Source organism: Lacibacter sp. H407 (assembly GCF_037892605.1).
Classification (GTDB): Bacteria; Bacteroidota; Bacteroidia; order Chitinophagales; family Chitinophagaceae; genus Lacibacter.
Map to the genome: position 1 here is coordinate 313,136 of NZ_JBBKTU010000001.1, position 26,399 is coordinate 339,534.

Here is a 26,399-nt window from a genome sequence, read left to right on the forward strand (position 1 = left end):
GTGGTGAATGACGCTTATCAGTAAAAAAACTAATTGCGGTGAGGAAAACAGGGAAAGCATGGGTGTTGGTCAGCAGTTGCATTATATGGCGTCAACTGTTGCGTCGCACTCGTCGGGGTTCTGTTTTCATTGCGGCATTAAGCCCGTCGATTGTGCAAATGATGATCATGGTTGTTCCGTTGTTGTGTCGCCTAATCAACAACTTGCATTAAAGATGAATTTTCTGCAAAACGATTGATGTGCTATTCTTCAACCAGCACAAAATTAATTTGCCAGCTCCCTTATCGATCGTAATATTGCGATTGAATGGGTACAACTAAAACAGAAATTTTTACAGCAAAGCAAAACAAGCTGGCAGCTACTCTTAAAGCTTTGGCGCACCCGGCTCGCATTGCCATTCTGCAACATTTACTGGAAGCAGAGCATTGCATCTGCGGCAGCCTGGTGGAAGAACTGGGTTTAGCACAGGCCACGATTTCGCAGCATTTAAAAGAATTAAAACAGATCGGCATCATCAAAGGCTGCACCGAAGGCACAAGTGTAAGCTATTGCATTAATGAAAAGGAATGGAAAAAAGTAGAAACACTGGTTACAGGTTTCTTTCATAGTCTTCCTGCGGCAAAAGAAAACGGATGCTGTTAAACATATTCTTCGATTAAAAATTATTTCAATTTACAATACATCATACATGTACCAACCAATCAAGGAACGTTGCGAAGCACTGGTAAAGAACTTTAAAGAAATTCCGGCAGAGCGTAAAGAACTACTGGAAAAAATTGCGGCTTACATCAGCGGAAAAGCAGCAATAAACGAAGCCATCAATCTCGTTTATGTATGTACGCACAATTCCCGTCGCAGTCATTTAGGACAGGTATGGGCAGCAGTAGCAGCAGCATATTATAACATTGATAATGTGTACACATTTTCCGGTGGAACAGAAGCAACAGCGTTCAACCCAAATGCGATCAAGGCAATTACAACAGCAGGTTTCAAAGTAAAAAAAACAACAGAAACAACGAACCCTGTGTATGAAGTGTACTTTGCTGAAGATAAATTCACCACTTGTTTTTCGAAAGTATATAACCACGAAATAAATCCTGCGCAAAACTTTGCGGCCATCATGACATGTTCTGATGCAGAAGATAATTGTCCGTTCATTCCCGGTTGCGATCTGCGTATCGGTACTACTTACAACGATCCGAAAGCATTTGACAACACTATTCTGCAGGATGAAAAATATACCGAACGCAGCAACCAGATTGCCATGGAATGCCTGTATGTGTTTTCAAAAGTTGTAAACAACTAACATACTATGAGTACAAACAACTGTGCCCCTGCACACGAGCGAAAGAAATTAAGTTTTTTAGACAGGTATTTGACCTTGTGGATCTTCTTAGCAATGGCCATTGGTGTTAGCATTGGCTATTGCTTTCCTTCTTCAGCTACTTTCATCAATTCATTTTCATCGGGCACTACCAATATTCTATTAGCCATTGGTTTGATCCTGATGATGTATCCGCCGTTTACGAAAGTGAAATACGACAAACTGAAAGAAGTATTTAAGAATACAAAAGTGTTGAGTGTTTCATTGCTGCTCAACTGGATCATTGGCCCCATCCTCATGTTTGCACTGGCAATTATTTTTCTGCACGACTATCCGGAATACATGGTTGGCCTGATTCTGATTGGCCTTGCACGTTGTATTGCCATGGTGATTGTTTGGAACGAACTGGCAGAAGGCAGTCGTGAATATGCAGCCGGACTTGTTGCGTTGAATAGCATTTTCCAGGTGTTGATGTTCAGCATCTATGCTTATGTGTTCATTACTGTATTGCCGCCGCTATTTGGTTTCAGCGGATCAGTTGTGAATATAACAATCGGAGAAATTGCAGAGACGGTTGCTATTTATTTAGGCATTCCGTTTTTAGCCGGCTTTCTTACACGCTATTTTTTATTAAAGCTGAAAGGTGAAGAATGGTATCAAACGAAATTCATTCCGTTTGTTTCACCCATCACGCTAATTGCATTGTTGTTTACCATTATCGTGATGTTCAGTTTAAAAGGTGAATTGATCGTACAGATTCCATTGGATGTAGTACGCATTGCAATTCCGTTGGTGATCTATTTTGCTATTATGTTCTTGGTGAGTTTCTTCATCGGTAAAAAAATGGGCGCTGATTATTCTACCAATGCATCCATTGCATTCACCGCGGCAGGTAACAATTTTGAATTAGCGATCGCTGTGGCCATTGGTGTATTTGGTATCAACAGCGGACAAGCCTTTGCCGGTGTAATTGGTCCGTTGGTAGAAGTGCCGGCATTGATCGCCTTGGTGAATGTTGCGTTTTGGTTACGCAATAAATATTATGTTCAAAAACAAGCTGCCTGATCAGCCTTGCAGCAAGGTCCAAACTCTAACAGCAATCAATGCGCCAATGATTGGACCAACAATCGGCACCCAGCTATAACTCCAATCACTGTTGCGTTTATTTTTTATCGGCAGAATAAAATGCATGATCCGTGGACCAAGATCACGTGCAGGATTAATTGCATAACCTGTTGGTCCGCCCAAACTCAAACCAATACCTAACACCAGTAACGCAACAGGCAATGCATCCAATGCTCCTAAACTATTTTGTGGTGCTACAATAAATAACACACCTAACATCAGTACAAATGTGCCAATGATTTCTGTTGTAAGGTTAGCAGCGGTATTTCGTATGGCTGGTGCTGTACAAAAGATCGCCATCATTGCATCAGCATCATTCACTTCATCAAAATGTTTTCGGTAAGCGAGCCACATTAAAAAAGAACCTGTCATTGCACCCAATACCTGTGCAAGAATATAGTACGGAACAGAAGTCCATTCAAATTTTCCGATCGCTGCCAACGCAATACTGATGGCCGGGTTGAGATGTGCACCACTCACTGTTGCACTGCTGTACACTCCTACAAATACAGCAATGGCCCATCCAAATGTGATGACGATCCATCCCCCGTTTTGTCCTTTTGATTTTGCCAACAATACATTGGCCACAACACCATTACCTAGTAAGATGATAAACATGGTACCGATGAATTCTGCAAGGAAGGGTGACATATGGCAGTCGTTTGGTTTTAGTTGTTCGTGGTGGATGATTCATCGTTCATAGCAAAAGAAATCTGTACCGCTTGCCTGTCGTCAGGTATGGTTAGAATGTGACAACGCTTTCTTACCTCCTGCTTCTTACTTCTTTTACCTCGTACTTCTAACTTCGTACTTCTCCCAACACATAGCCCTTCGCCACTTCATTAAATGCTTCGATCTGTTTTTGTTTCCACACTTCATCTTTATTCAATTCCTTCATCATAATATCAGCAACAAGCGGTGCTGCTTCTATTGCAGCTTTTGCATCAAGGATCAACGCTCTTGTTCTTCTTGCCAATACATCTTCCACCGTCATGGCCATTTCATGTCCTACAGCCCACACTACTTCCGCAATGGTATATTGTAAGTTCGGATGAATCAATTGCGAAAAACCCTGATGTTGCAGGTAACGGATCGCAGCAGCATCGCTTCCGTAATAATACAACGGATCGTCGAAATCCACTTTCTTCATCCAGCCATGCAACTTCATGGTTTCTGTCTGACAACGTGTGTATGCAAGTCCACCTTCATAGTGTGCTTTCAAAATTACTTCCTGTGCCATCTTGCGATACGTGGTCCATTTACCACCACTGATATTGATCATACCGCCTTTTGATACCCAAATGGTATGATCACGGGGAAGCACAGCTGTTTTCTTTTGTCCGGGCACTTTCACCAACGGACGCAAACCGGCGAACACACTCTTTACATCGCTGCGTTTTAAACCTGTATGCACATAACGGTTGAAATGATTGATCACAAACTCCACTTCATCTTCCAATGGTAATGGTTCAATCACCGCTGTATCAACACTGGTATCAGTTGTACCGATAATTACTTTATCATGAAACGGAACAGCAAACAAAACACGACCATCATCAGTACGTGGAATAAACAAGGCCTGATCGCCGGGGAAAAATGTTTTCTCTACAACAATATGTATTCCCTGCGAAGGTGAAACTGTTTTTGTCAAGCCATCATCATCCATCTTCAACACATCATCCACAAACACACCGGTTGCGTTGATCACCACAGTGCCTCTTGCTTCGTATGTTTCCTCAGTCAAACAATCATGAATGTTTACGCCTGCTACTTTTCCTTGTTCATGAATGAGATTTGTAACCTTACAATAATTCAACACTGTTGCACTTACATCGGCAGCTGTTAACGCCAACGACACACATAAACGTGCATCATCAAATTGCCCGTCGTAATACGCCACGCCACCGCTTAATTTTTTTCCATCAAGACCTTTAATGTATTCCTGTGTTTTCTTGATCGATAAAATTTCACTCGGGCCCAGACTTAATTTCGCTGAAAGAAAATTGTATACTTTCAAACCAAGTCCGTAATATAATTTCTCCCACCATCGATAAGCAGGTAATACCAATTTCAAACGATGAGCAATATGTGGTGCATTCTTCAGCAACAATCCACGTTCACGAAGTGCATCACGCACCAAACGAAAATTCCCTTGTTGCAGATAACGCACCCCGCCATGTATGAGTTTGGTAGAGCGGCTGGATGTTCCTTTGCCAAAATCGTGTTGTTCCAGTAAAAGTGTTTTGTAACCACGTGCTGCTGCATCAACTGCTGCACCTAATCCGGTTGCGCCACCACCAATGATGATGATATCCCAATGGTTAGTGGTTTTTAATTGTTGTATTTGTTGTGAACGATTCAACTAAAATGAAAAATTGAAAATGGAAAATCGAAAATTAAACGCCTAAAGTTAAGGGATAGATATTTGTTGGCTAACAGCTAATATCTATTGGCTTTCTTTAATAGCTCTGTGCCGCCTTCACCGCTTTCTTCCAGCCATTCATCAGGCTTTCCCGTTTGTCTTCGTCCATGCTGCTCTCAAATTTTCGATCGACCTGCCATTGCTCCTGTATTTCATCAATACTGTTCCAGTAACCTGTGGCGAGTCCGGCAAGATATGCAGCGCCCAATGCAGTTGTTTCTGTAATACGGGGACGAACAACCGCCGTATTCAACAGATCACTTTGAAACTGCATCAGCAGATTATTAACAGTAGCACCACCGTCTACCCTTAATTCTTTGATCTCAATGCCCGAATCGGCTTCCATGGCTTTCAACACATCAACTGTTTGATAAGCGATACTATCCAATGCTGCTTTTGCAAAATGTGCCGCAGTTGTTCCTCTTGTAATACCAACAATGGTTCCTCTTGCATGTTGGTTCCAGTAAGGCGCACCTAAACCTGTAAATGCCGGCACCATATATACACCGTCGCTATCGGTTACTTTCGCTGCAAGTTTTTCAATATCGGTTGAAGAGCGGATAATGCCCAGTCCATCACGCAGCCATTGCACCACCGCACCGGCAATAAACACACTTCCTTCCAATGCATATTCTGTCTTACCATTGATCTTCCATGCAACAGTGGTTAAGAGATTGTTTTTGGAGATAACGGCTTTCTCACCGGTATTCATCAGCATAAAACAACCTGTACCGTAAGTATTCTTTACCATGCCGGGGTGTGTACACAACTGACCAAACAATGCACTCTGCTGATCGCCTGCAATGCCTGCAATAGGGATATTGGTGGCCGTTAGTATGTTTTGTGTGGTGCCGAATACTTCACTGCTGCTGCGTATTTGCGGCAACATATTGCCGGGTATATTGAAAATCTTTTCTAACTCACCATCCCATTGCAGTGTTTGTAAATTCATGAGCATGGTGCGGCTTGCATTCGTTACATCTGTTGCATGTACCTGTCCTTTTGTAAGATTCCACAACAACCAGGTATCAACAGTCCCAAAACAGAGTTCACCTTTTTCTGCTCTTGCTCTTGCGCCTTCCACATTATCTAAGATCCATTTCACTTTTGATGCACTGAAGTATGCATCAACTACCAACCCTGTTCGTTGTTGAATCAATATGTGCAGATTTTTTCGTTTCAATTCATCGCAGAAATCGGCTGTGCGTCGATCCTGCCACACAATTGCATTGTAGACCGGCTTGCCGGTATTACGATCCCACACCACCGTTGTCTCACGTTGATTGGTGATACCAATAGCATGGATATTTTCTGTGCTCAATCCTGCTTTCGTGATCGCTTCTGCAGCTACGCCCAATTGTGTACTCCAGATTTCTTCAGGATCATGTTCAACCCAACCGGGCTGTGGAAATATCTGTTTGAATTCTTTTTGTGCAACCGATACAATGCTTCCATCATGCCCGAACACAATGGCACGACTGCTGGTTGTTCCCTGGTCTAAGGCAAGAATGTATTTCGTCATGAAAACAAGTTACACAAAAACCTGTTGCAACAATCATTAGAAAATGACATGGGAAAAACCGAAATTGAAATTGCCTGTTACAATATTTTTATTATAAACAGGCATCGAGAGTATATTATCCCTGAACTCTGTGTAGTAGTAATTAATATCTGCATTAAGGAATAGTCTTGTACGGAAATTAATAAAGTAGTCAGCCGAGAATCGCAAACCCGGAACAAGCGAAAAATATGAATGTCGGCCTATTGCGATATTTTGTTGCCTATAAACAGCATCAAAGCTCAGGCCTCCATTTACAATCGTCCGGTTTGTTGGGAAATAGCCAACCCCATAAAAAGAGTTGAACGATAACTGCGGGTATGTTTCAAATTGTTCAAACTCCAATGGACCGGAAATCGATTCACTTTTTCTAGTATCTCTCTTAAAAGTTTGTCTGAAACGAATTGACGCAGAAGCAACCCGCTGCCACTGCAGTGTTATTGGCTTTTGGTGCTCAATTCCTATTTCCGGTTCATAAAAATATTCGATCTGCTTCGTATCATCCTTATAAGGAAATGAAGTTGAGTCTGTCAGTCTCACTCCGGCAATAATGAAACTAATCCCGGGCTTTAGTTGTGCATAGATTCTTGTACCACTTAACCGTCCGGGATTGAATGCAAGCAACCAGTTATCATTCACTGTTGTAAAGTAGGCAATCGATGGGGTCTTTACCAACTGTTTACTTTGTAAAAAAGAATCGATACGTGTCAATTCATAGATTAGTCGTTTGCGATCATCAAACACACGACGGTTGTTAATGTCAGTGATCAACACAGCTAGTTCATATTCCGTTGCAGCATCCGGCAGACGATCAAGCAGCCCCATTTTCTGCAGGTCGTTTATAATGAACTTTGCCATCTGAGCATCCTGCACATTTTCCAAACGTCCTTTTCCAACACCAAGTATCAGCATATTGGAAACCGTATTATTTTTTGATTTATAATCCACGAATTGTGAACTACTCTTTTGATTTGCGCTTGAAGCCCCCAGCTCATTTCCCACCTCAAAAAACAAATTTCTGCTGTTAAAAAAACGATCCATCCTGCGCCAGTCAGCATCAATTCTAAGTTGCCGGTTACGTTCTGTCACCACACCACCATTGTCGTTTTTAACAAAATTGAATACCGGGTTAAAACTAATTGTGGAAATGTGTTGACGCTTATCGGTACTGATTATCCGGTAATAATTGATGACGGAATTGGAGTTAAATTGGTTTCCCTTAACATCCGTTCGAGTACCCCCTTTCCCATCATATAAACTTCCGGATGCGTTGAAATTTAGCAGTAATGCTTTAAACCCAGGTGTGCGGTATTTGTAATCCTTCAATTGAAAACTACTGTCTTGACTTTTAGAAACAAAAGGGAGTATAAATAGGAAAATTGTAACGAGAAGTATAAGTTGCTTCATAAGTAGTAGGTTTAGTAGTTCAAAAATAAACGTAGCCGCTTCTTTCACCAGCAAATAAATCATAAATAAAACAAAATATCCTGTTAAGAAAGTTCAGCTAAATTTGATACTCCATTATGCAAACAATTGAAGTTATTGACAGGCGATCGGCAAAAGAATTTTTACAGGTTGCTATAGAAATATATAAACATGATGCCAACTGGATCCGTCCGTTGGATAAGGATATTGAACAGGTATTTGATGAAAAGAAAAACAAAGCTTATCGCCATGGTGAAGTGATCCGTTGGGTATTAAAAAATGCTGATGGCAAATTAATTGGACGCATTGCTGCATTCGTCAACAAGAAATACAAATCGAAAGGTGACGATGTACCCGTTGGCGGTATTGGTTTTTTCGAATGCATCAACGATCAAAACGCAGCGAACTTATTATTCGATACAGCTAAGAACTGGTTGCAAAGCAAAGGAATGGAAGCCATGGATGGCCCTATCAACTTTGGTGAGCGTGACCGCTGGTGGGGTTTGCAGGTAGAGGGTTTTCAGCAGCCACTGTATTGCATGAATTATAATCTTCCTTACTATCAACAGTTATTTGAGAACTACGGGTTTCAATTATTCTTCAATCAATATTGCTATTCGCTGAAAGTAAAGGATAAACTGGATCAAAAATTTTATGAACGTCATGATCGCCTGGCAAAAGATCCCAACTACAAAGCCGTTCACATTAAAGTGAATCAACTCGAAAAATTTGCAAAAGATTTTTGTACGGTTTATAACAAAGCATGGGCTGGTCATGCAGGGCTTAAGCAGATGGAAGAAAAAACAGCCATGGCCATGTTCAATGCGATGAAACCGGTGATGGATGAACGCATTTGCTGGTTTACCTATTATAACAATGAACCGGTTGCTGTGTGGTTGAACTTACCCGACCTCAATCAATGGTTCATGGAATTAAACGGGCGTTTCGATCTTTGGAGTAAACTCAAATTTCTTTGGGTAAAAGCAACCAAGCGGAATAAAAAATTCACGGGCATCATCTTCGGTATTGTGCCCGAGCATCAGCACAAAGGTGTGGATGCGTTCATGATCATTGAAGCGGCGAAAGTGATACAAGCCCCCATGTTATATGATGATTATGAAATGCAATGGATCGGCGATTTTAATCCACGTATGATGAATGTGGCTGCCAGCCTGGGCACACATATCAGCCGTCGGTTAATTACCTATCGCTTTTTGTTTGACAGGAAGAAAGAATTTAAACGGCATCCGGTGTTGTAAAAAATTCTTATCATTACTGTCATGAATACCCGGCTATTCGAACAAATCCACACGGAAGGTCTTCTTTCTGACAGCTCGTTTGAACAAATAAAGAACGCTTCAAACAATAAAACGATTTCCCTGCATTGGGATATCCGCACGCTTCTATACTTGGGTGTATTGCTTTTAAGTGGCGGACTTGGTATCCTCATTTATAAAAATATTGATACCATTGGTCATCAAGCCATTTTAGTTTTCATTGCATTAATCTGTGCATCTGCCTTTTTTTATTGTTTTAAAACAAAACTCCCTTTTGCGTTATCTAAAGTAGAATCGCCCAATGTTTATTTTGATTATGTTTTGCTCCTTGCCTGTTTAACCTTTTTGAGTTTTATTGCTTACCTGCAATTTCAATACAATGTTTTTGGAACAAAATATGGACTGGCTACTTTTTTACCAATGCTCGTCTTATTCTTCTCTGCCTATTTTTTTGATCACCTTGGTATACTCAGTTTGGCTATTACCAACTTAGCCGCATGGATCGGAATAACCGTTACACCGTCACAATTACTAAAGACAAATGATTTTAACAGCAGCACCATTATTTACACAAGTTTGTTTCTTGGAGCTTTTCTTGTTGCGTTAGCTTTTATTTCAAAAATGAAAGCATTTAAACCGCATTTTGAATTTATCTATGCCAACTTTGGCACCCACCTTCTTTTTATTTCCTGCCTTGCAGCAATGTTCCGTTTCGATAATGTGTACCTGCTCTGGTTTCTGCTACTGATCGCATTGGCTTTCTTTTTCTATACAAGATCAATACAAAACAAATCATTCTATTTTTTAGTAGCTACTACCTTATATACTTATATTGGTATGGGCTACGTAGTTATTCAACTGATCGATTCGGTTGGGAGATTTGGACTGAGCTCCATCTATATTGGATTACTTTATTTTATTTCGTCAGGAATTGGTCTTGTTTTATTCCTGATCCGATCGAACCGTAAAATAAAAGCAGCATGATCGCTTATAACAAAACATCGCTGCACAATAACGATGTGCGCAAGCAAGCAACGGCTGCCTTCGAAAACAATCTGCTCAGCGCTGAGGAATTGCAGCAGATCAAAGAAAAATACCCGGTACAATTTTATACACCGAACTTTTTTATCCGCATCGGGCTGTTCATCTTAACCGGCATCATTGTTTCGTTTTCCTTCAGTCTTTTTTCGTTAGTCTTCATGAGTTCGGGTGAAAATGTATGGAAAGGGTTGTTGTTGTTCTTTTCACTACTTACCTATGCAGCATTGGAATTCATGATTGATAAAAACAATCATTATAAATCCGGAGTAGATGATGCATTGATGTGGAATTCTGCAGGTATGCTGTTGGGCAGCCTTATCCTCATCATTGATTCGGGTGCATTGACGAATTGTATTCTTACGTTCTTCATTTCGTTTTATTGTTCGGTCCGGTTTGCAGACAGGATCATGAGTGCAGTTGCGTATCTCAGCTTTCTGGCCATGCTCTTTTTTCTCTTTACAGATCATCTCGGAATTTCAAAAGCCGTCATCCCATTTGTGCTCATGGCTGCTTCCGCAACCGTTTATTTTTTAATGAACCGACTAGAAAAAAAAGAAACCCTGAAAAACTATGAGCATTGCTTTACCGTCATCATCATTTGTAGTTTGCTAAGCTTTTATGCAGCCGGAAATTATTATGTGGTGAGAGAAGTGAACAATGCCATGTTTCATTTAACCAGTGATGGTTCGTTGCCTTTCGGATGGTTGTTCTGGATATTGACGGTTCTCATCCCGCTCGTTTATATTGTCATCGGCATCCAAAAGAAAGATGTTATTTTTTTACGAATAGGAATTCTGTTGATTGCCGCCATGATCTTTACGATCCGTTATTATCATTCTGTTGTTCCATTAGAAGTAGCAATGACAATCGCAGGAGCAGTTCTGCTTATTCTTTCCTATGCATTGATCAATTATTTAAAGCAACCAAAGTTTGGTTTTACTTATGCTGAGTTGAAGAGCAAACACAAAGATGAAAAATCGCTGATCGAATCACTGGTAGTTGTTGAAACATTGGGGCAACAGGCAAAGCCGGCAGATACGACCAAATTTGGCGGCGGGAGTTTTGGCGGCGGAGGAGCTGGGGGAGAGTTTTGAATTTCTAAAAATTTCTTATAAAACGAACAAAAGTCCTGGTTGTCTGGCAATCTCCACCACCGATCACTTTTGTATTGCCGGGTCTGGCATCTTTTAAGGCATCGCCACAAAAAACAAGTTGATAAGTTCTCTTGCCCGCACAACTCCAATCAATACCGCTTCCCAAATAGTTTTTTTCATCAGTCACTTCCCATACCTCACATTTTGGAGTATTTACTTTTACACAAGTAGCAAAAAAAAATGAAAGTCCGATTAATAATAAAGCCCTTTTCATATAAGAAATTTTTAATCCATATGGCGGGATCAAAATGGCTCTATTAAAGTTAGTTAATGATGCCTGTAAATGCAAGTTCTTTACAATCCAGGGAAATGGACAGGGAACAAAAATGTATCCTCTGCTTTTTCCCTAAATTGCACCCGCAGTTATGGATAAATTCATTGTTTCAGCACGGAAATACAGACCCCAAACCTTTAATACAGTTGTGGGGCAAACGCATATCACCACCACACTCAAAAACGCCATCAGCCACAACCAGTTGGCACATGCCTTTTTGTTTTGCGGTCCGAGAGGTGTGGGCAAAACCACCTGTGCCCGTATTCTGGCAAAGACCATCAACTGCGAAAGCATTCAACCCAACGGTGAAGCATGTGATACATGTGTGAGTTGCCGCACGTTCAACGAAGGCACATCGCTCAACATTCATGAACTCGATGCTGCCAGTAACAACTCGGTGGATGATATCCGTTCATTGATTGAGCAGGTTCGTTTTGCACCGCAGATGGGAAAATACAAAGTGTACATCATCGATGAGGTACACATGCTTAGTTCCAGTGCCTTCAATGCATTTTTGAAAACATTGGAAGAGCCGCCCTCCTATGCCATTTTTATTTTAGCAACTACGGAGAAACATAAAATTCTGCCCACCATTTTAAGCCGTTGCCAGATCTTCGATTTCAAACGCATCACCACCAACGATACCGTTGATCATTTGCAGGAGATCGTTGACAAAGAAGAGATCAAAGCTGAGAAACCGGCCCTGCAGGTAATTGCTCAAAAAAGTGAAGGTTGTATGCGTGATGCACTCAGCATCATGGATAAGATCGTAAGTTTTACCAATGGCGAATTAACGTATCAGAATACATTGGAGCATCTGAATATTTTGGATGCAGATTATTTTTTCAAGTTGTTGGAAGCTATGCAGCAACAGCAATTAGCGGATGCGATGTTGTTGTTTGATGATATTAACCGCAAAGGTTTTGAAGGTGATATGGTGTTAAATGCCATGGCTGAATTCTTCCGCAACTTATTGGTGTGTAAAGATGAAAAGGTAGCCAACTTGCTGGAAGTGGTGGAAAGCTTTAAAGACAAATACACTTCTGCTTCTAAAAAAACGTCTGCTTCTTATATCATCAGTGCATTGAATGTATTGAACGAAGCAGAGATCAATTACAAACAGGCCCGTAACAAGCGCCTGCATGTTGAGTTGGCATTGATCAAACTCACCTACCTGCAACAGGCACTCGATCTCACTGATAAAAAAAAAGTAGTTGATAAAGCAAAGGCTGTTCAGTTCCGTGCACTCAAGCCAATGGAAGTGAAGGAGCAGGCTGTAAGTACAGGGAACAAAGTTCAAGAATCAGGTACAGCGAAGTTGATCATCGAAGAACCCAAACCGAGCTACAGGGTTGAACAGCCGGCAACCTATACACAACAACCAACTACAGCAACAGCTGTTCCTAAACAAACGTCCACTACAGGTGTAAAAGGCGGATTGTCCAAACTCAGGGAAAAAATTGCAGCCGAGAGCAGCAAGACAGCCGACCAGCAAAAAGAAATGGATGCGGAGCAACTCAAAATTGCCTGGCAGGAATACATTCTCAAACTTCGCACGGCCAGCAAACATTCAGTGGTTTCCAATTTCGAAATGATGGAATGTCGCTTAAGATCGCCCCTTGATTTTGAAATTGTTTGCAACGGGAATATTCAGCTCGGTTTTCTGAAACAGGAAAAAACCGCTTTGCTCGAGCATATCCAGCATTTTTTCCATAACCCCGGCCTCAATATGCATGTTGATCTTATTGAAGCACCGGAAGATACAAATCCCGTCGAACGGCCTTTATCTACCAAAGAACAATTCATGAAAATGACGGAGAAATATCCGTTGGTAAAGGAATTGAAAGACCGCTTAGGGTTGGAACTGGATTATTGATTACTCACAACTTCACAAATGTTATATCATAACGGAGGGGGCTGACAATGACCATCATGTTCCCGTTGATTGTGTACGTAGAAGGAGCACACGGCGAAATTGATTGAAGATGACAGGCTCCCAATACAGTAAAAAATGCTGTACCTAATTGATCTTCTGCCACTTTTGTCATCATCCCCAATGAACCAAAAAGTATGCGGCCGGTAGCCGGCACCGTGTAAGTTCCACCTTCAAATAAATTCACTCTTGTTTTGCCACCGAACGACCCATCTTCCCGTAACGTAATTTGAATGCGCTCCTGTGTTCCTGCCGGATAGCTGATAGTTGATCCGGTACTTTTATCTTTTACCTCCGTTAACATCCAGGTACCTGTAAGGTCTGTTCTTTGTCCATTGTTTCCGCTTGATTCTCTTTTGCACGACACAATAAACACGACCAATATTGCTGATAGTAAAAAATAACGCATACCTGTTTTTTAAATCCTGACATTAAAACTACCAAACCCGTTGCCTTTCTAAAAATTATTTTTTTATACTATTTCGGGTTGTTTCATGTCCTCCTAAAAACTAACAGTTATTGACCAGAAACCACAGGTCGATATTTGCTCAAATTGCCTTAATTTCACGCCCTCATTACGACTAAAAATTGATCTTATGGCTGAAGTGATTCGTATGCCCCTGTTAAGTGATACCATGACCGAGGGAAAAATAGTGAAATGGAACAAGCAGGTGGGCGATAAAGTTAAAAGCGACGATGTGCTTGCTGATGTGGAAACAGATAAAGCAACCATGGAAGTGGTAGGCTATGCCGACGGTACATTACTCTATATTGGCGTGCCTGAAGGAAAGGCTGCACAAATCAATGAAATCATTGCAATTGTAGGAAAGGAAGGCGAAGATTATAAAAGCCTGATAACAGGTGGAACTGCTGCACCGGCACCTGCCGCTGCGGCAACTGAAACTACAGCCCCCGCTCCCGCAACTACTCCATCTGCTCCTGCAGCTGCCGGTGTTGATGCTGATGCACTTGCTTCACAATTGGGTGTAACGGTTATCCGCATGCCACTGCTCAGCGATACCATGACGGAAGGGAAAATTGTTGCCTGGAATAAAAAGGTTGGCGATACGGTAAAAGCAGATGAAAGTCTTGCTGATGTTGAAACCGATAAAGCCACCATGGAAGTAGTTCCTTATGTTGACGGCACTGTTTTATACACAGGCGTTGAGGCAGGTTCGGCTGCCAAAATAAACGAAGTGATTGCCGTAATTGGAAAAGCAGGTACTGATGTGGCCGCTTTGGTAAATGCGTTTAAGAATCCGGGTGCGCCGGCTCAACCTCAAGCTGCAGGTACTGCTGCTCCGGCTGCCGCTCCTGCAACAGCTACATCAATTGCTCCGGCTACATCTTCAAGCGAAAATGGTCGTGTAAAAGCTTCACCATTAGCAAAGAAAATTGCTGCTGATAAAGGCATTGATCTCCACGCTGTACAAGGCAGTGGCGATGGTGGCCGTATCATTAAAGCAGATATTGATAATTATAAACCGGCTGCCGCTATTGCAAGTGCTCCCGCAGCCAAAGCAGCAACTCCTTCTGCTCCTGTTATTGCCTTTACACCGGGTGCTGGCGAAGGATTTGTTGATACGCCAAATGGCAGCATGCGTAAAACCATTGCACGTCGCTTGGGCGAAAGCATGTTCACAGCTCCTCACTTCTATTTGAAAATGGAGTTGAACATGGATAACGCCATGGCAGCACGTGCACAAATGAATGCCATCAGCCCGGTGAAGATCAGCTTCCAGGATATGATGATCAAAGCATGTGCAATGGCACTTCGCAAACATCCTGCAGTGAACTCTTCATGGATGGGCGAATTCATCCGCACTTACAATCATATTCATATTGGCAGTGCTGTTGCAGTTGATCAGGGATTGATTGTTCCTGTATTCAAATTTGCAGATCAAAAAAGTTTAAGCCAGATCGCTGCTGAAGCAAATGGCTTATACGATAAAGCAAGAACAGGTAAACTGCAACCGCAGGAATTTACAGGCAACACATTTACGATCTCGAATTTAGGAATGATGGATATTGAAGATTTCACTGCCATCATCAATCCTCCCGACAGTTGTATTCTTGCTGTTGGCCGAATTAAAGAGATCGTTATTAAGAAAGCGGATGGCAGCTTCGGTACAACCAATGTGATGAAAGTAACCTTGAGTTGCGATCACCGCAGTGTGGATGGTGCCGTGGGTGCAAGCTTCTTACAAACACTCAAAAAGTATATTGAGAATCCTGTTACCATGTTGGTATAAGTAACAAGTTCTTTTATTGAAAAATTTATCCCGCTTTAATGGCGGGATTTTTTTTGTTGATGCCAGCTGTCATTCCGAGGTACGAGGAATCTGCTGAAAAATGCAGAAAAAATATTTTTGTACTTAGCTGATGTACCAGTCGCATCGTTCCTTGCGTCGCACACTTCAGGGGCTGGTAATTCTATTGTACTTTTTATGTAAGTATAAACACAACACTGATTTATCTTTACCACCTAAACAGCAAGTAAATGTCCATCACCAACAATGCAGAACTCGAAGGTATGCAAGCGATCAGCTTTGCTGTGGCCTCCACATTGAAAGCCATGCGTGACTATGCAAAGCCCGGCATCAGCACAAAAGAACTGGATGAGTTTGGCGGAAAGCTTTTAGCAGACATGGGCGCTAAATCCGCACCTTATCTTACCTATAACTTTCCCGGTTTCACCTGCATCAGTGTAAACAAATCATTTGCCCACGGTATTCCATCAACTGATATTGTTTTACAGGAAGGAGACCTGGTGAACATTGATGTATCTGCTGAGTTGAATGGCTATTGGTCGGATAATGGCGGTTCTTTTGTTGTAGGTGAAGATCTGTATCAACATCAACCATTGGTTGATTTGTCGAAACGTATTTTATACAATGCACTTGACCAGATCAAAGGTGGCGTACGTATAGCAGAGATCGGAAAGCTCATCGAAACACAAGCGAAGAAAGCAAACTGCAAGGTGATCCAGAATTTAACCGGTCATGGTGTTGGTAAAAGTTTGCACGAAGATCCGCTTGAAATACCCAACTACTTCGATCGCTTCAATACAAACCGTTTTCGCAAAAATTCAGTGGTTGCCATTGAAACATTCATTGCCACACATTCCACACAGGCAGTGGAGCTGGAAGATGGCTGGACTTTTGTTGGCAACAAAGGTGGTTATGTAGTGCAACACGAACATACCATCATGATCACTGATGGCAAGCCGGTTATTCTTACAGCAGCTAATGAGATTTAGCGAACATAATTACTCTTGCATTATACTTCTTCATACCAACCAGCACTATGCGGTTGGTATTTTAGTTTTATACCCCTTCATTCATTTAAAACATTTTCTTGAAGGGTTTGTTGTACTAACTTCAAACAGCAAATGACAGCCAGGCGATAATTCGCCCAATAAACATAGCTTACATTTACAATCAGCAGCGTCAACTATGATCAAGAAAAGTACAATACAACTCCTGCGTTTTCATTTTTCCTTTTTTTTGATGCCGGTATACTGGTTTGCTTTAACACAACGTGTAAACATCAACTGGGTAAACGCAGCACTGATGTTTTTTATTCTTCATGTGCTTGTGTATCCATCGAGCAATGGCTATAACAGTTACATGGATAGAGATACTTCTCCTATTGGAGGCTTGGCTAATCCGTTGCAACCAACAAAGCAATTATACTATACGTCCATAATAATGGATGTTTCAGCTGTTGCATTGAGTTTATTCATCAGTTTATGGTTTGCATTGGGAATTCTTGTTTACATCCTTGGCTCAAGGTTATACAGTTATCGTGGCGTAAGGCTTAAACAATATCCAATCGTCGGCTATCTCACCGTTATAACGTTGCAGGGTGGCTTGGTTTTCTGGATGGTGTACCATGGAAGTTCAGAACTGTTAAAAACGGGCATGCCGATTGCAGGTATGATTGCAGCAAGCTTATTGATCGGTGGATTTTATCCGCTCACACAAATTTATCAGCACAAACAGGATAAAGAAGATGGGGTTATAACTATCAGTTACCTGCTGGGCTATCGCAAAACATTTGTATTCTGCGCTGTCGTTTACTCCGTTGCTATGTTATTTGTTGGATACACCTTCTTTTCATCACTCATGATCAAAGAATTTTTTATCCTCAGCATCTTTTTTCTTCCAATACTCGTTTATTTCTTATGGTGGGCAGTGAAAGTATGGAAGTCAGAAAGTTTTGCAGATTTTAAACATACGATGCAAATGAACGTTTTGGCAAGTTTATGCACCAACGCAGCATTTATTACGATTTTAATCATGAATCAATTTGAGTAAACTCATTTCCATTGGCACAGCCGTTCCGGCATTTAAACATGCGCAGAAAGATATTCTGCAGTTCATGCAGGAAGTGTATGCACTGGACACAGTTGAAAACAGAAAGTTGAGATTTCTCTATAGCCAAAGCGGCATTGATACACGCTATTCAGCCATTCCCGATTACAGTCATCAATTACCTGAATGGAAATTTTATCCGCACAGCGAAAATCTTGAACCCTTTCCAGATCTTGAACATCGCATGCGTTGGTACAACCGTTATGCGGCACCGTTATCTGTTGACGCCATCAGGCAATGTATTGCGGGAAAGATCAACAGTCAGCAGATCACACATCTCATCACCGTTAGTTGCACAGGCATGAGTGCGCCGGGTCTTGACCTGATGGTGATGGAGTTAATGGATCTTCCAAAAAATATCTTTCGTACGTCCATCAACTTTATGGGTTGTTATGCAGCTATTCACGGTTTAAAAATGGCGGATATGATTTGCAAAACTGATCGTGCTGCCAAAGTGATGATCGTTTGTACTGAGTTGTGCACATTACATTTTCAAAAAGATGCGAGTCCGGACAGTATTGCTTCTACTCTTTTGTTTGGCGATGGAAGTGCAGCAGCATTGGTAATGCATGATGATGCGACTCCAAAAGGATTACACCTGAAAAGTTTTTACAGCGAAGTTGTTCCGAAAGGAAAACGGGATATGGCATGGGAGCTTTCGTCCACAGGTTTTTTAATGACGCTGAGTGGATATATTCCTGATCTGATCAAAGAAGATTTTGCGCCGCTGGTTGAACGTGCATTGCAGCATGCAGGTTTGCAGCAGCAAGAGATCAGCAACTGGTGTATTCATCCAGGCGGCAAACGTATTGTAGATACCATTCACAAATCGCTGCAATTACCGGAAGGTAAACTGCAGGCTTGTTATGATGTGTTGCGTGATTATGGCAACATGTCCTCTCCTACTATTTTATTTGTGTTAAAAGAACTGATGCAACGCAGCAGTTCTGATGAATCCATTTTTGGTGCCGCCTTTGGACCCGGTTTAACAATGGAAACTTTTGTAGCTTCAACACATGCCTGATCTTTCCAAACGATCATACCAAAAAGAACTACTCGACCGTGATGATATTCCGTTTGAAGACATCAAACAGAATATGCAGGAACTTGATGTGATCAATACATGGTTGGGTGGGCATCAAATTTCGATTAAGGGATTGCAGCAATTAATGAATAAGGCGAGTCACACGAAAACACTGCACATCTGTGAAATTGGTTGTGGTGGAGGCGATAATCTAAGAGCAATTCAACACTACTGCAAAGAGAAAAGTATTAATGTTAACCTGATTGGCGTTGATATCAACCCGCATTGCATTGCTTATGCCAGATCAAGAAAAGAGAATGACGGAATTGAATTTATCTGTTCCGATTATGCATCGGTAGCGTTCGCACAAAAACCAGGTATTATTTTCTCTTCCTTGTTCTGCCATCACTTTACTAAAGAAGAATTACAACAGCAATTTGTGTGGATGAAAAATCATTCCACGCTTGGTTTTTTTGTAAACGACTTGCACCGTCATTTGCTTGCTTATCATTCCATCAAATTGTTAACGACTCTCTTTTCAAAATCATATCTTGTAAAAAACGATGCACCTTTAAGTGTTGCACGTGGTTTTAAAAAAGATGAGCTAATCGAAATACTACAACAATCATCCATCATCCATTATCAATTAAAGTGGATGTGGGCTTTTCGTTGGTTATTGATTTATAAACATGACTGACCGACAGTACGATATTGCAATTATTGGTGGCGGGTTGGCAGGATTGGCATTAGCCATTCAATCCGCAAAGCAAGGTTATGCTGTTGTGTTATTTGAAAAAGAAAAATATCCTTACCATAAAGTTTGTGGCGAATACATCAGTTTGGAAAGCTGGAACTTTATCGAATCGTTAGGCATTCCTTTATCGAAACTAAACTTGCCTATCATCAAACAGCTGGAACTATCGTCACCGAATGGAAATATTTTTAAACACGAACTGCCACTTGGCGGCTTTGGTATCAGTCGTTACAAATTGGATGAAATGCTGGCAAACATTGCCCGGCAACACAATGTGTTATTACTGGAAGAAACAAAAGTGAATGATGTGATTTTTCAGAACGATGTTTTTAGTATTCATTCAACTGCAGGTGGGTTCATCGTAACAGTTGCCGCAGGTTGTTTTGGCAAACGAAGTAATCTCGATGTAAAATGGAATCGAAATTTTGTACAGCAAAAGCCCAATAAGCTCAACAACTATATCGGTGTTAAATATCATATCAATATCAACCGTCCGGCTGATGTAATTGCCTTGCACAATTTTGAAAATGGATACTGTGGCATTTCGCAAATAGAAGAAGGAAAAATTTGTCTTTGTTATTTGACCACTGCTGTTAATCTGCAAAAAAGTAATAACAGTATTGAGCAGATGGAGAAAACTATTCTCTGTAAAAATCCACAGCTTAAAAAAATATTTGACGAAGCTGAATTTCTGTACGATTCGCCTGTTACCATTTCACAGATCAGCTTCAATAAAAAACAACAGGTGGAAAATCATATGTTGATGATCGGCGATGCAGGCGGTATGATCACTCCTCTTTGTGGTAACGGTATGAGCATGGCCATGCATGGAAGCAAACTTGCGTTTGAACAAGTGCATGCGTTTCTGCAACAGCAAATCACCCGGCAGCAAATGGAAGAATTCTACAGCCGCAACTGGCAACAACAGTTTGCCAAACGTTTAAAAACCGGCCGACTGATTCAAGGGCTGTTTGGCAAGTCAAGCGTCACCAATCTCTTCATCAATTCAGTCAAAACGCTACCCTTCCTGGCCAAACCGTTGATACGGCTTACACACGGTCGATCTTATTAAAAAATTAATTTTCAGTAATTACTGAAAATTCGGAATTGTTTGCTAACTTAGGGCCATGAAACTATCGGAAGCCAAACAACAGTTCATCAGCACCTGGGGCGCTATGGGTACACATTGGGGTATTAACCGCACCATGGCACAGGTTCATGCATTGCTGATGATCAGTCCTGATCCATTGACGCAGGACGATGTGATGGCCCAGTTGAATATCAGCCGGGGTAATGTGAACATGAACATACGTGACCTGATTGATTGGGGTTTGGTGGATCGTGTACTTATTCAGGGTGAACGCAAAGAATATTTCACTGCGGAAAAGGATATCTGGAAAGTTGCCCGCCAGATCATTAAAGAACGTAAGAAGCGTGAATTAGACCCCATGATGAAACTGATGGATCAGTTAAGTAAAGTGGATGGCGACAAAAAAGATAAGGAAGTAAAAACCTTTCTTGACACGATTGCAGGTATCAAAAAGTTTGGTGCGCATGCCGATAATATGCTGGATGTTGTAGTGAAAAGTGATGAGAACTGGTTCATCAGTACTGCGTTGAAGCTCTTTAAATAATTGATTACGATCAATACAAGCCGATTCGTTTCGGCTTTTTTAAAACACAATACTTTCATTTTTTTCTGAAATATTAAAATATTTGAAAATGAAACAGCTCAAACAAATTGAACTCTATCTTAACCTTCTGCTCATTGCCGGATTTATAATCAGCTACATCCTTACCAGCGATAACAATCTCTTGTTTATTGCTTACTATACGGTTGGTGCTGTGCAATTGATCAGCATGATCGCACATGCCATTAAACAGGAGCTGACTGGCAGCCGAAGCTGGCGTATTTATTATCATTGGCTCACCGCTATCCTTTTGTTGCTTACGCCTCTTGGTATTGGCTTGTTTATTTTACTGTATGCTGCACCTTTTATGGCCATCATGTATACTTATATCTGCTGGCGTGAATTGCAATTCCTGAAACTGAGAGAGTTTGTGCATTTGAAATAAGTGATCAATAAATAAATTGTTATGAACTACACAATCCCCAACTGGCTTATTTATGTTGGTGCTGCCGGACAAATTTTTACCGCCTTGGTTTATCCTTACGTTCGTCATAAAGTTTTCGATTGGTACAACGATATCAAGAAACTAAAACCACTTAACCAGGAAATCGCAAAAACATATGGCCGTTACATACAAGGTTTAAATTTTTCGTTTGGCTTGATCTCATTCTTACTTGCAGATGAATTAAAGAATGGCAGTCAACTTGCCATTGCAATAACCGGTTTGATCGCTGCCTACTGGACAGGGAAAGTCATTACACAATTTGCTTATTACCCGATGTATGAAATTCCCAACAAGCTCATCTTTAAAATTGGCGAAGTACTGATGAATACGTTGTTCATCACGTTTGCTGTAGTCTTTATCTGGTTATTTATTTCGAATATGATGATTTATTTGAGATAGAATCACACTCGAAAAAGCATTGAATACAATCGTAACTTTGCAACATGAAAAAGAAAACACTTGTACTCGGTGCATCCGACAAACCACATCGCTACAGCTACCTTGCAATGAAAAGTTTGTTGGCAAAAGGTCATGAAGTAGTTGGAATCGGAAAGCACAAAGGAACGGTAGCTACTGTAGAAATTGAAACAGAAAAATTACCACTTTCAGATATTGATACCGTTACACTTTATCTGAACCCTGCACACCAAAAAGAATACTACGATTATATTCTCGGCTTGCATCCTAAACGCATCATCTTCAACCCCGGTGCAGAAAATGAAGAACTGCAACAACTCGCAGTGAAAAATAACATCGAACCAATGGAAGCATGTACGCTTGTAATGTTGAGTACAGGGCAGTATTAAACAGCCCCTCTTGATTTCCCCAAAGGGGAGAAATCAATACACAGCCCTCACTTTTACAGAATGAATAATCAACACAAAGCTTCTGCTATTGACTGTGGTCTGTGGTCTGTGGTCTATCGTCTTCTTCGTTTATCCCCAACTGTTAATAAACACATAACTCCACAAACTTGCAGCAGCCGGAAATAGTTTCGTAAATTAGGGAAACCCCATTTTATGAACTGGAGAAAATTTAACGGCGAACACATCAAACTCCCGATCAAAGAGGAAGTGCGTACAGCTATTCTCAGGGAAACGGGAAGAGGTTTTCGCTTGAAAGTATGTATTGGTACCGACAGCCAGGTAAAAGGAAGCGAAACAGAATTTGCAACGGTGATTGTATTCCTGCGGGAAGGTCATGGTGGCTTTATGTTCATCCACAACGAGAAAACCAAACAGAAGTATTCCATCAAAGAACGGATGTTGGTTGAAGTGGCCAAGAGCATTGAAATTGCCTATGAGTTATGCGAGCTCTTTACAGAGTATGATGTTGACATGGAAGTACATGCCGACATTAACACCAATCCGCACTTCAAAAGCAACGAAGCCTTACGTGAAGCAATGGGCTATATTCTTGGAATGGGCTTTGCCTTTAAAGCCAAACCGGAAGCTTTTGCCAGTAGCAGCTGTGCTAACAAAATTGTGAACTGATCTACTCATTCAGGTTCCGCTTTCAACTGTGCGAACCACGGTGAGGTTCTTCGTCTCCCCTAACCTCGGCTCCAACATAATTTTTTTACTGAATTATTTGAATTGTATAGCAGCCTGTGCAATGCTGTCTACTTGTTCAATGCTGCTGGCGTGGCCATCCATGTATCAGCATAGTCAGGAACTTCGTTGAAAAATTGTTTTGTAAGAGAAGTAACAAAGAGATACGCTAAAAAGAAAATAGAAAGAATAATACATACAATACCGCCAACAGATAAAATATCCCGTTTCATATTCTCATGTTTTAGAAATGAAAGAAAAATTTTGCGGCAGAGATAAATAGAACCAATTGTAAGGTCGGCCTATTAAATTTAAAAAACAATATTTCAGTTTTGCATTTTCTGCTATTAGGCAATGCACAATAATGTAGCAGCAACTATTCCTGCTGTTTCGGTACGTAGTCTTGTTTCACCCAACGCAACAGGTTGATAATTTTGTTGAAGTGCAAATTCAATTTCAGCAGTGGTAAAATCACCTTCGGGACCGATGAGGATAATGCAATTTGACCCTTCGACTTCGCTCAGGACTTTATTCAATGAATTCTTCTCTGTTTCTTCGCAATGGGCAACAAGTTTAAGTATTCCGTTAGACGGGGAAGTCTGACGTAAAGCATTTTCAAATTTTACCGGCTCGTGTAAAACAGGCAACCATGTCTGTTGGCTTTGTAACATGGCGCTTACAAGAATTCCTTTCATCCGATCGAAACGGAAATGCTGCCGTTCTGTGCGTTCGCAGAGCAAAGGAATAATTTCAGCAACACCTATCTCTGTAGCTTTCTCCAAAAACCACTCAAAGCGATTCGCATTTTTCACCAACGAAATGGCGATGGTTATTTTGCGTGCAGCTTGGGGTTTATAACTTGTAGATTGAACTTGAACCGTACAATGTTTCTTGTGTGCATCCGTGATCTTCGCCAACAACAAACTACCTTTTCCATCAGTAAGCTGTAACAATTCACCCTCTTTCATGCGCAACACCTGCACAACATGTTTTGATGTTTCTTCATTCAACGTAATGAGTTGCTGCGATGCATCAAACGATTCAAGGTAAAAAAAAGGTAAAGCCATAAAAAATGTCCTGCCAATAATTTAGCAGGACACAAATCTAAAATCGTAAATCGGCAATCCGAAATCTAGAACGGCGTTTCCTCATCAAAATTCATGTCATTCATCTTACTGCCTTTCTGTACAAATACTTTCGGGCCTTCATCAGTAGGAACCGGCTTCCAGTTACCACCACCCGGCATCATACCCGGTCCACCAGGCATTGGCCCTTGTGGTCCGCCGAATCCACCACTGCCCATATTGTCACCAAAATCATCTTCCACAAATTTCTGGATATGTAATAACGCCCGCAGCTTAATTGTTTCAAGCGAACCATTTCTGTGCTTGGCAATACGTATATGTGTTTCACCACGATTGCTTTCGCCAAATTCGTTCGACGTAATATCATAGTATTCGGGGCGATACAGGAACATCACCATATCCGCATCCTGCTCAATGGCACCTGATTCACGGAGATCACTCAACTGTGGCATCTTGTTACCATCCTTCCGTTTCTCAACCTCACGACTCAACTGCGACAATGCGATAATGGGAATACTTAATTCCTTTGCCAATTGTTTTAAACCACGTGAAATGGTACTGATCTCCTGTTCACGGTTGGTATTCTTGTTACCGGCGCTTCCACTCATCAACTGTAAATAGTCGATGATGATCAATCCCACACCATGCTTGTTTACCAATCGACGGGCCTTTGCACGCAATTCAAAAATGTTCAACGCCGCACTGTCATCAATAAAGATGGGCGCTTTTGCCAAACGTTCAATTCCTTTTTTATACAACTGCTGCACTTCATGATCTTCCAGTTTACCACGGGAAATTTTCTCCAGCATAATTTCACTTTCGGCCGAAAGAATACGCTGCACCAACTGTGCAGCACCCATTTCAAGCGAGAAGAAGGCAACAGGTGTTGGCTTCGACGGACTCAACGCTGCATTCCGCAACAGGTTCAACGCAAATGCAGTTTTACCCACGGCAGGACGTGCAGCAAGAATTACCAGATCCGAAGGTTGCCATCCGTAGATCACCCGATCCATTGACGGGAAGCCGCTTGGCACACCGGTAATATCTTCCTGTTTGTTCCGCATGTCTTCAATACGCTGAATGGTTTTGATCAACACATTATCAAACGAATCAAAGTTTTTGCGGAGATAGTTATTGGTTATTTCAAACAGTTTACTTTCTGCATCATCAAGCAGATCGAATACATCGGTGCTTTCTTCATACGCATCACCAATGGTCTCGCCACTGATGCGGATCAATTCACGTTGTAAAAATTTTTGCAGAATAATACGTGCATGCGCTTCAATGTTCGCAGTTGAAACAACTGTATTGGTCAAACGGGTTACATAGTAAGCACCGCCTACCATCTCCAGTTCTTCTTTCAACTTCAGCTCTTCCACAACCGTTAACAAGTCGATCGGCAAACTCTTGGCCGTTAAACTTTGCATGGTTCTGAAAATACGCTGATGTGAGTCTACGTAAAAACATTCCGGGCGCAGAATTTCACTGATCGCATCAAACGCACTCTTCTCCAACATCACGGCACCTAGTACTGCTTCCTCCAGTTCTTTGGCCTGTGGCGGCACCTTCCCATACACCATTGTGGAAAGGTCAAGAGCAGGTTTTCTCTTTGTTTTACGGTCTTTGTTTAAGTTAGTAAGATCCATGTTTCGCTGTAAAATGCAAGTTTGTGATTTTGGGTTCCTTTTCCTGCAATCGCTTCGGCAATTCTGATGTTAAGCAATTGTTACGGAACAAGGGCGACGAATGTAAATGCAAAAGACCTGACTGCAAAAACATTTCTTTTGTAAAATTTATGCAAGCTCTATTCACATTCATTCAACGGTTATCCACCCAAATATTGTCTCCATTCACATTTTTAACTACTGTTATCCTCAATTTAATTTATTTCTTCGCCCTTTCCAGAACTATTTGCACACCGGCTGTGCAGAAAGATTTTGA

At 41.3% G+C, this 26,399-nt stretch carries 28 protein-coding genes; 19 read left to right on the forward strand and 9 right to left on the reverse strand.

Annotation, left to right across the window (positions count from 1 at the left end; translation table 11 throughout):
- Positions 1-7: 7 nt before the first annotated feature.
- From WG989_RS01320 to arsB, 4 genes are all read left to right on the forward strand, one after another.
- Positions 8-238, forward strand: a complete 231-nt coding sequence (locus tag WG989_RS01320) for a hypothetical protein (RefSeq protein ID WP_340426763.1) — start codon at positions 8-10, stop codon at positions 236-238.
- Between the two features lie 68 nt (positions 239-306).
- Positions 307-642, forward strand: a complete 336-nt coding sequence (locus WG989_RS01325) for an ArsR/SmtB family transcription factor (protein WP_324231944.1) — start codon at positions 307-309, stop codon at positions 640-642.
- A gap of 46 nt (positions 643-688) precedes the next feature.
- A complete protein-coding gene (locus WG989_RS01330) occupies positions 689-1,306 on the forward strand; it encodes a low molecular weight phosphatase family protein (RefSeq protein WP_340426765.1) in 618 nt (205 codons plus the stop codon).
- Between the two features lie 6 nt (positions 1,307-1,312).
- The gene (gene arsB, locus WG989_RS01335) at positions 1,313-2,389 is read left to right on the forward strand and encodes an ACR3 family arsenite efflux transporter (protein ID WP_340426766.1); all 1,077 of its coding nucleotides are present in this window, start codon (positions 1,313-1,315) and stop codon (positions 2,387-2,389) included.
- On the opposite strand, the gene WG989_RS01340 is transcribed toward arsB, so the two are convergent.
- The 4 genes from WG989_RS01340 to WG989_RS01355 form a co-directional block, all read right to left on the reverse strand.
- Positions 2,390-3,100, reverse strand: coding sequence for an MIP/aquaporin family protein (locus WG989_RS01340; RefSeq protein WP_340426767.1), 711 nt, complete (start codon positions 3,098-3,100; stop codon positions 2,390-2,392). It lies immediately after the preceding gene.
- A gap of 148 nt (positions 3,101-3,248) precedes the next feature.
- Complete coding sequence (locus tag WG989_RS01345) at positions 3,249-4,811, reverse strand: glycerol-3-phosphate dehydrogenase/oxidase (protein WP_340426768.1); 1,563 nt, start codon at positions 4,809-4,811, stop codon at positions 3,249-3,251.
- Positions 4,812-4,908: 97 nt separating this feature from the next.
- Positions 4,909-6,393 (reverse strand): glycerol kinase GlpK, encoded by a 1,485-nt coding sequence (gene glpK / locus WG989_RS01350; RefSeq protein WP_340426769.1) that lies wholly within the window; start codon positions 6,391-6,393, stop codon positions 4,909-4,911.
- A 36-nt stretch (positions 6,394-6,429) separates the two neighbouring features.
- On the reverse strand, positions 6,430-7,890 hold the full coding sequence (locus tag WG989_RS01355; RefSeq protein WP_340426770.1) for a hypothetical protein: 1,461 nt from the start codon (positions 7,888-7,890) through the stop codon (positions 6,430-6,432).
- A gap of 62 nt (positions 7,891-7,952) precedes the next feature.
- Here WG989_RS01355 and WG989_RS01360 point away from each other — a divergent pair, with 62 nt between their 5' ends.
- From WG989_RS01360 to WG989_RS01370, 3 genes are read left to right on the forward strand one after another with little or no spacing between them, the layout of a single operon-like run.
- Positions 7,953-9,113, forward strand: a complete 1,161-nt coding sequence (locus WG989_RS01360) for a hypothetical protein (protein WP_340426771.1) — start codon at positions 7,953-7,955, stop codon at positions 9,111-9,113.
- Between the two features lie 21 nt (positions 9,114-9,134).
- Positions 9,135-10,115, forward strand: a complete 981-nt coding sequence (locus tag WG989_RS01365; protein WP_340426772.1) for a DUF2157 domain-containing protein — start codon at positions 9,135-9,137, stop codon at positions 10,113-10,115.
- Positions 10,112-11,266, forward strand: coding sequence for a hypothetical protein (locus WG989_RS01370; RefSeq protein ID WP_340426773.1), 1,155 nt, complete (start codon positions 10,112-10,114; stop codon positions 11,264-11,266). The genes WG989_RS01365 and WG989_RS01370 overlap by 4 nt, the downstream gene beginning before the upstream one ends.
- 4 nt (positions 11,267-11,270) lie before the next feature.
- On the opposite strand, the gene WG989_RS01375 is transcribed toward WG989_RS01370, so the two are convergent.
- Positions 11,271-11,540, reverse strand: coding sequence for a hypothetical protein (locus WG989_RS01375; protein ID WP_340426774.1), 270 nt, complete (start codon positions 11,538-11,540; stop codon positions 11,271-11,273).
- A 151-nt stretch (positions 11,541-11,691) separates the two neighbouring features.
- Here WG989_RS01375 and WG989_RS01380 point away from each other — a divergent pair, with 151 nt between their 5' ends.
- A complete protein-coding gene (locus WG989_RS01380; RefSeq protein WP_340426775.1) occupies positions 11,692-13,476 on the forward strand; it encodes a DNA polymerase III subunit gamma/tau in 1,785 nt (594 codons plus the stop codon).
- A 4-nt stretch (positions 13,477-13,480) separates the two neighbouring features.
- Here WG989_RS01380 and WG989_RS01385 read toward each other — a convergent pair whose 3' ends face one another.
- Positions 13,481-13,942, reverse strand: coding sequence for an META domain-containing protein (locus tag WG989_RS01385; RefSeq protein ID WP_340426776.1), 462 nt, complete (start codon positions 13,940-13,942; stop codon positions 13,481-13,483).
- A 187-nt stretch (positions 13,943-14,129) separates the two neighbouring features.
- Between WG989_RS01385 and WG989_RS01390 the strand changes: the two genes are divergently transcribed.
- The 11 genes from WG989_RS01390 (at position 14,130) to WG989_RS01440 (ending at position 23,316) form a co-directional block, all read left to right on the forward strand.
- Positions 14,130-15,785, forward strand: a complete 1,656-nt coding sequence (locus tag WG989_RS01390; protein ID WP_340426777.1) for a dihydrolipoyl dehydrogenase family protein — start codon at positions 14,130-14,132, stop codon at positions 15,783-15,785.
- A 248-nt stretch (positions 15,786-16,033) separates the two neighbouring features.
- Positions 16,034-16,792 (forward strand): type I methionyl aminopeptidase, encoded by a 759-nt coding sequence (gene map / locus WG989_RS01395; protein WP_340426778.1) that lies wholly within the window; start codon positions 16,034-16,036, stop codon positions 16,790-16,792.
- Positions 16,793-16,988: 196 nt separating this feature from the next.
- Positions 16,989-17,852, forward strand: a complete 864-nt coding sequence (locus WG989_RS01400; protein WP_340426779.1) for a UbiA family prenyltransferase — start codon at positions 16,989-16,991, stop codon at positions 17,850-17,852.
- The gene (locus tag WG989_RS01405) at positions 17,845-18,933 is read left to right on the forward strand and encodes a type III polyketide synthase (RefSeq protein WP_340426780.1); all 1,089 of its coding nucleotides are present in this window, start codon (positions 17,845-17,847) and stop codon (positions 18,931-18,933) included. The genes WG989_RS01400 and WG989_RS01405 overlap by 8 nt, the downstream gene beginning before the upstream one ends.
- Positions 18,926-19,630 (forward strand): methyltransferase domain-containing protein, encoded by a 705-nt coding sequence (locus WG989_RS01410; protein ID WP_340426781.1) that lies wholly within the window; start codon positions 18,926-18,928, stop codon positions 19,628-19,630. Before WG989_RS01405 ends, WG989_RS01410 begins: the two co-directional genes overlap by 8 nt.
- Positions 19,623-20,759 (forward strand): NAD(P)/FAD-dependent oxidoreductase, encoded by a 1,137-nt coding sequence (locus WG989_RS01415; RefSeq protein WP_340426782.1) that lies wholly within the window; start codon positions 19,623-19,625, stop codon positions 20,757-20,759. Before WG989_RS01410 ends, WG989_RS01415 begins: the two co-directional genes overlap by 8 nt.
- A gap of 55 nt (positions 20,760-20,814) precedes the next feature.
- Positions 20,815-21,321, forward strand: a complete 507-nt coding sequence (locus tag WG989_RS01420) for a GbsR/MarR family transcriptional regulator (protein WP_340426783.1) — start codon at positions 20,815-20,817, stop codon at positions 21,319-21,321.
- 88 nt (positions 21,322-21,409) lie between these two features.
- Positions 21,410-21,763, forward strand: coding sequence for a hypothetical protein (locus WG989_RS01425; protein WP_340426785.1), 354 nt, complete (start codon positions 21,410-21,412; stop codon positions 21,761-21,763).
- A 21-nt stretch (positions 21,764-21,784) separates the two neighbouring features.
- Positions 21,785-22,222 (forward strand): hypothetical protein, encoded by a 438-nt coding sequence (locus WG989_RS01430; protein WP_340426786.1) that lies wholly within the window; start codon positions 21,785-21,787, stop codon positions 22,220-22,222.
- A 44-nt stretch (positions 22,223-22,266) separates the two neighbouring features.
- On the forward strand, positions 22,267-22,629 hold the full coding sequence (locus tag WG989_RS01435; protein ID WP_340426787.1) for a CoA-binding protein: 363 nt from the start codon (positions 22,267-22,269) through the stop codon (positions 22,627-22,629).
- Between the two features lie 213 nt (positions 22,630-22,842).
- Positions 22,843-23,316, forward strand: a complete 474-nt coding sequence (locus WG989_RS01440; RefSeq protein WP_340426788.1) for a ribonuclease H-like YkuK family protein — start codon at positions 22,843-22,845, stop codon at positions 23,314-23,316.
- 128 nt (positions 23,317-23,444) lie between these two features.
- On the opposite strand, the gene WG989_RS01445 is transcribed toward WG989_RS01440, so the two are convergent.
- The 3 genes from WG989_RS01445 to dnaB all read right to left on the reverse strand — a co-directional run bounded on the left by WG989_RS01445 (position 23,445) and on the right by dnaB (position 26,104).
- Positions 23,445-23,606 (reverse strand): hypothetical protein, encoded by a 162-nt coding sequence (locus WG989_RS01445; protein WP_340426790.1) that lies wholly within the window; start codon positions 23,604-23,606, stop codon positions 23,445-23,447.
- Between the two features lie 114 nt (positions 23,607-23,720).
- Entirely contained in the window at positions 23,721-24,440 is a 720-nt protein-coding gene (locus WG989_RS01450) for an RsmE family RNA methyltransferase (RefSeq protein ID WP_340426792.1), read from the reverse strand.
- Positions 24,441-24,505: 65 nt separating this feature from the next.
- A complete protein-coding gene (gene dnaB, locus WG989_RS01455) occupies positions 24,506-26,104 on the reverse strand; it encodes a replicative DNA helicase (RefSeq protein WP_340426794.1) in 1,599 nt (532 codons plus the stop codon).
- Positions 26,105-26,399: the final 295 nt, after the last annotated feature.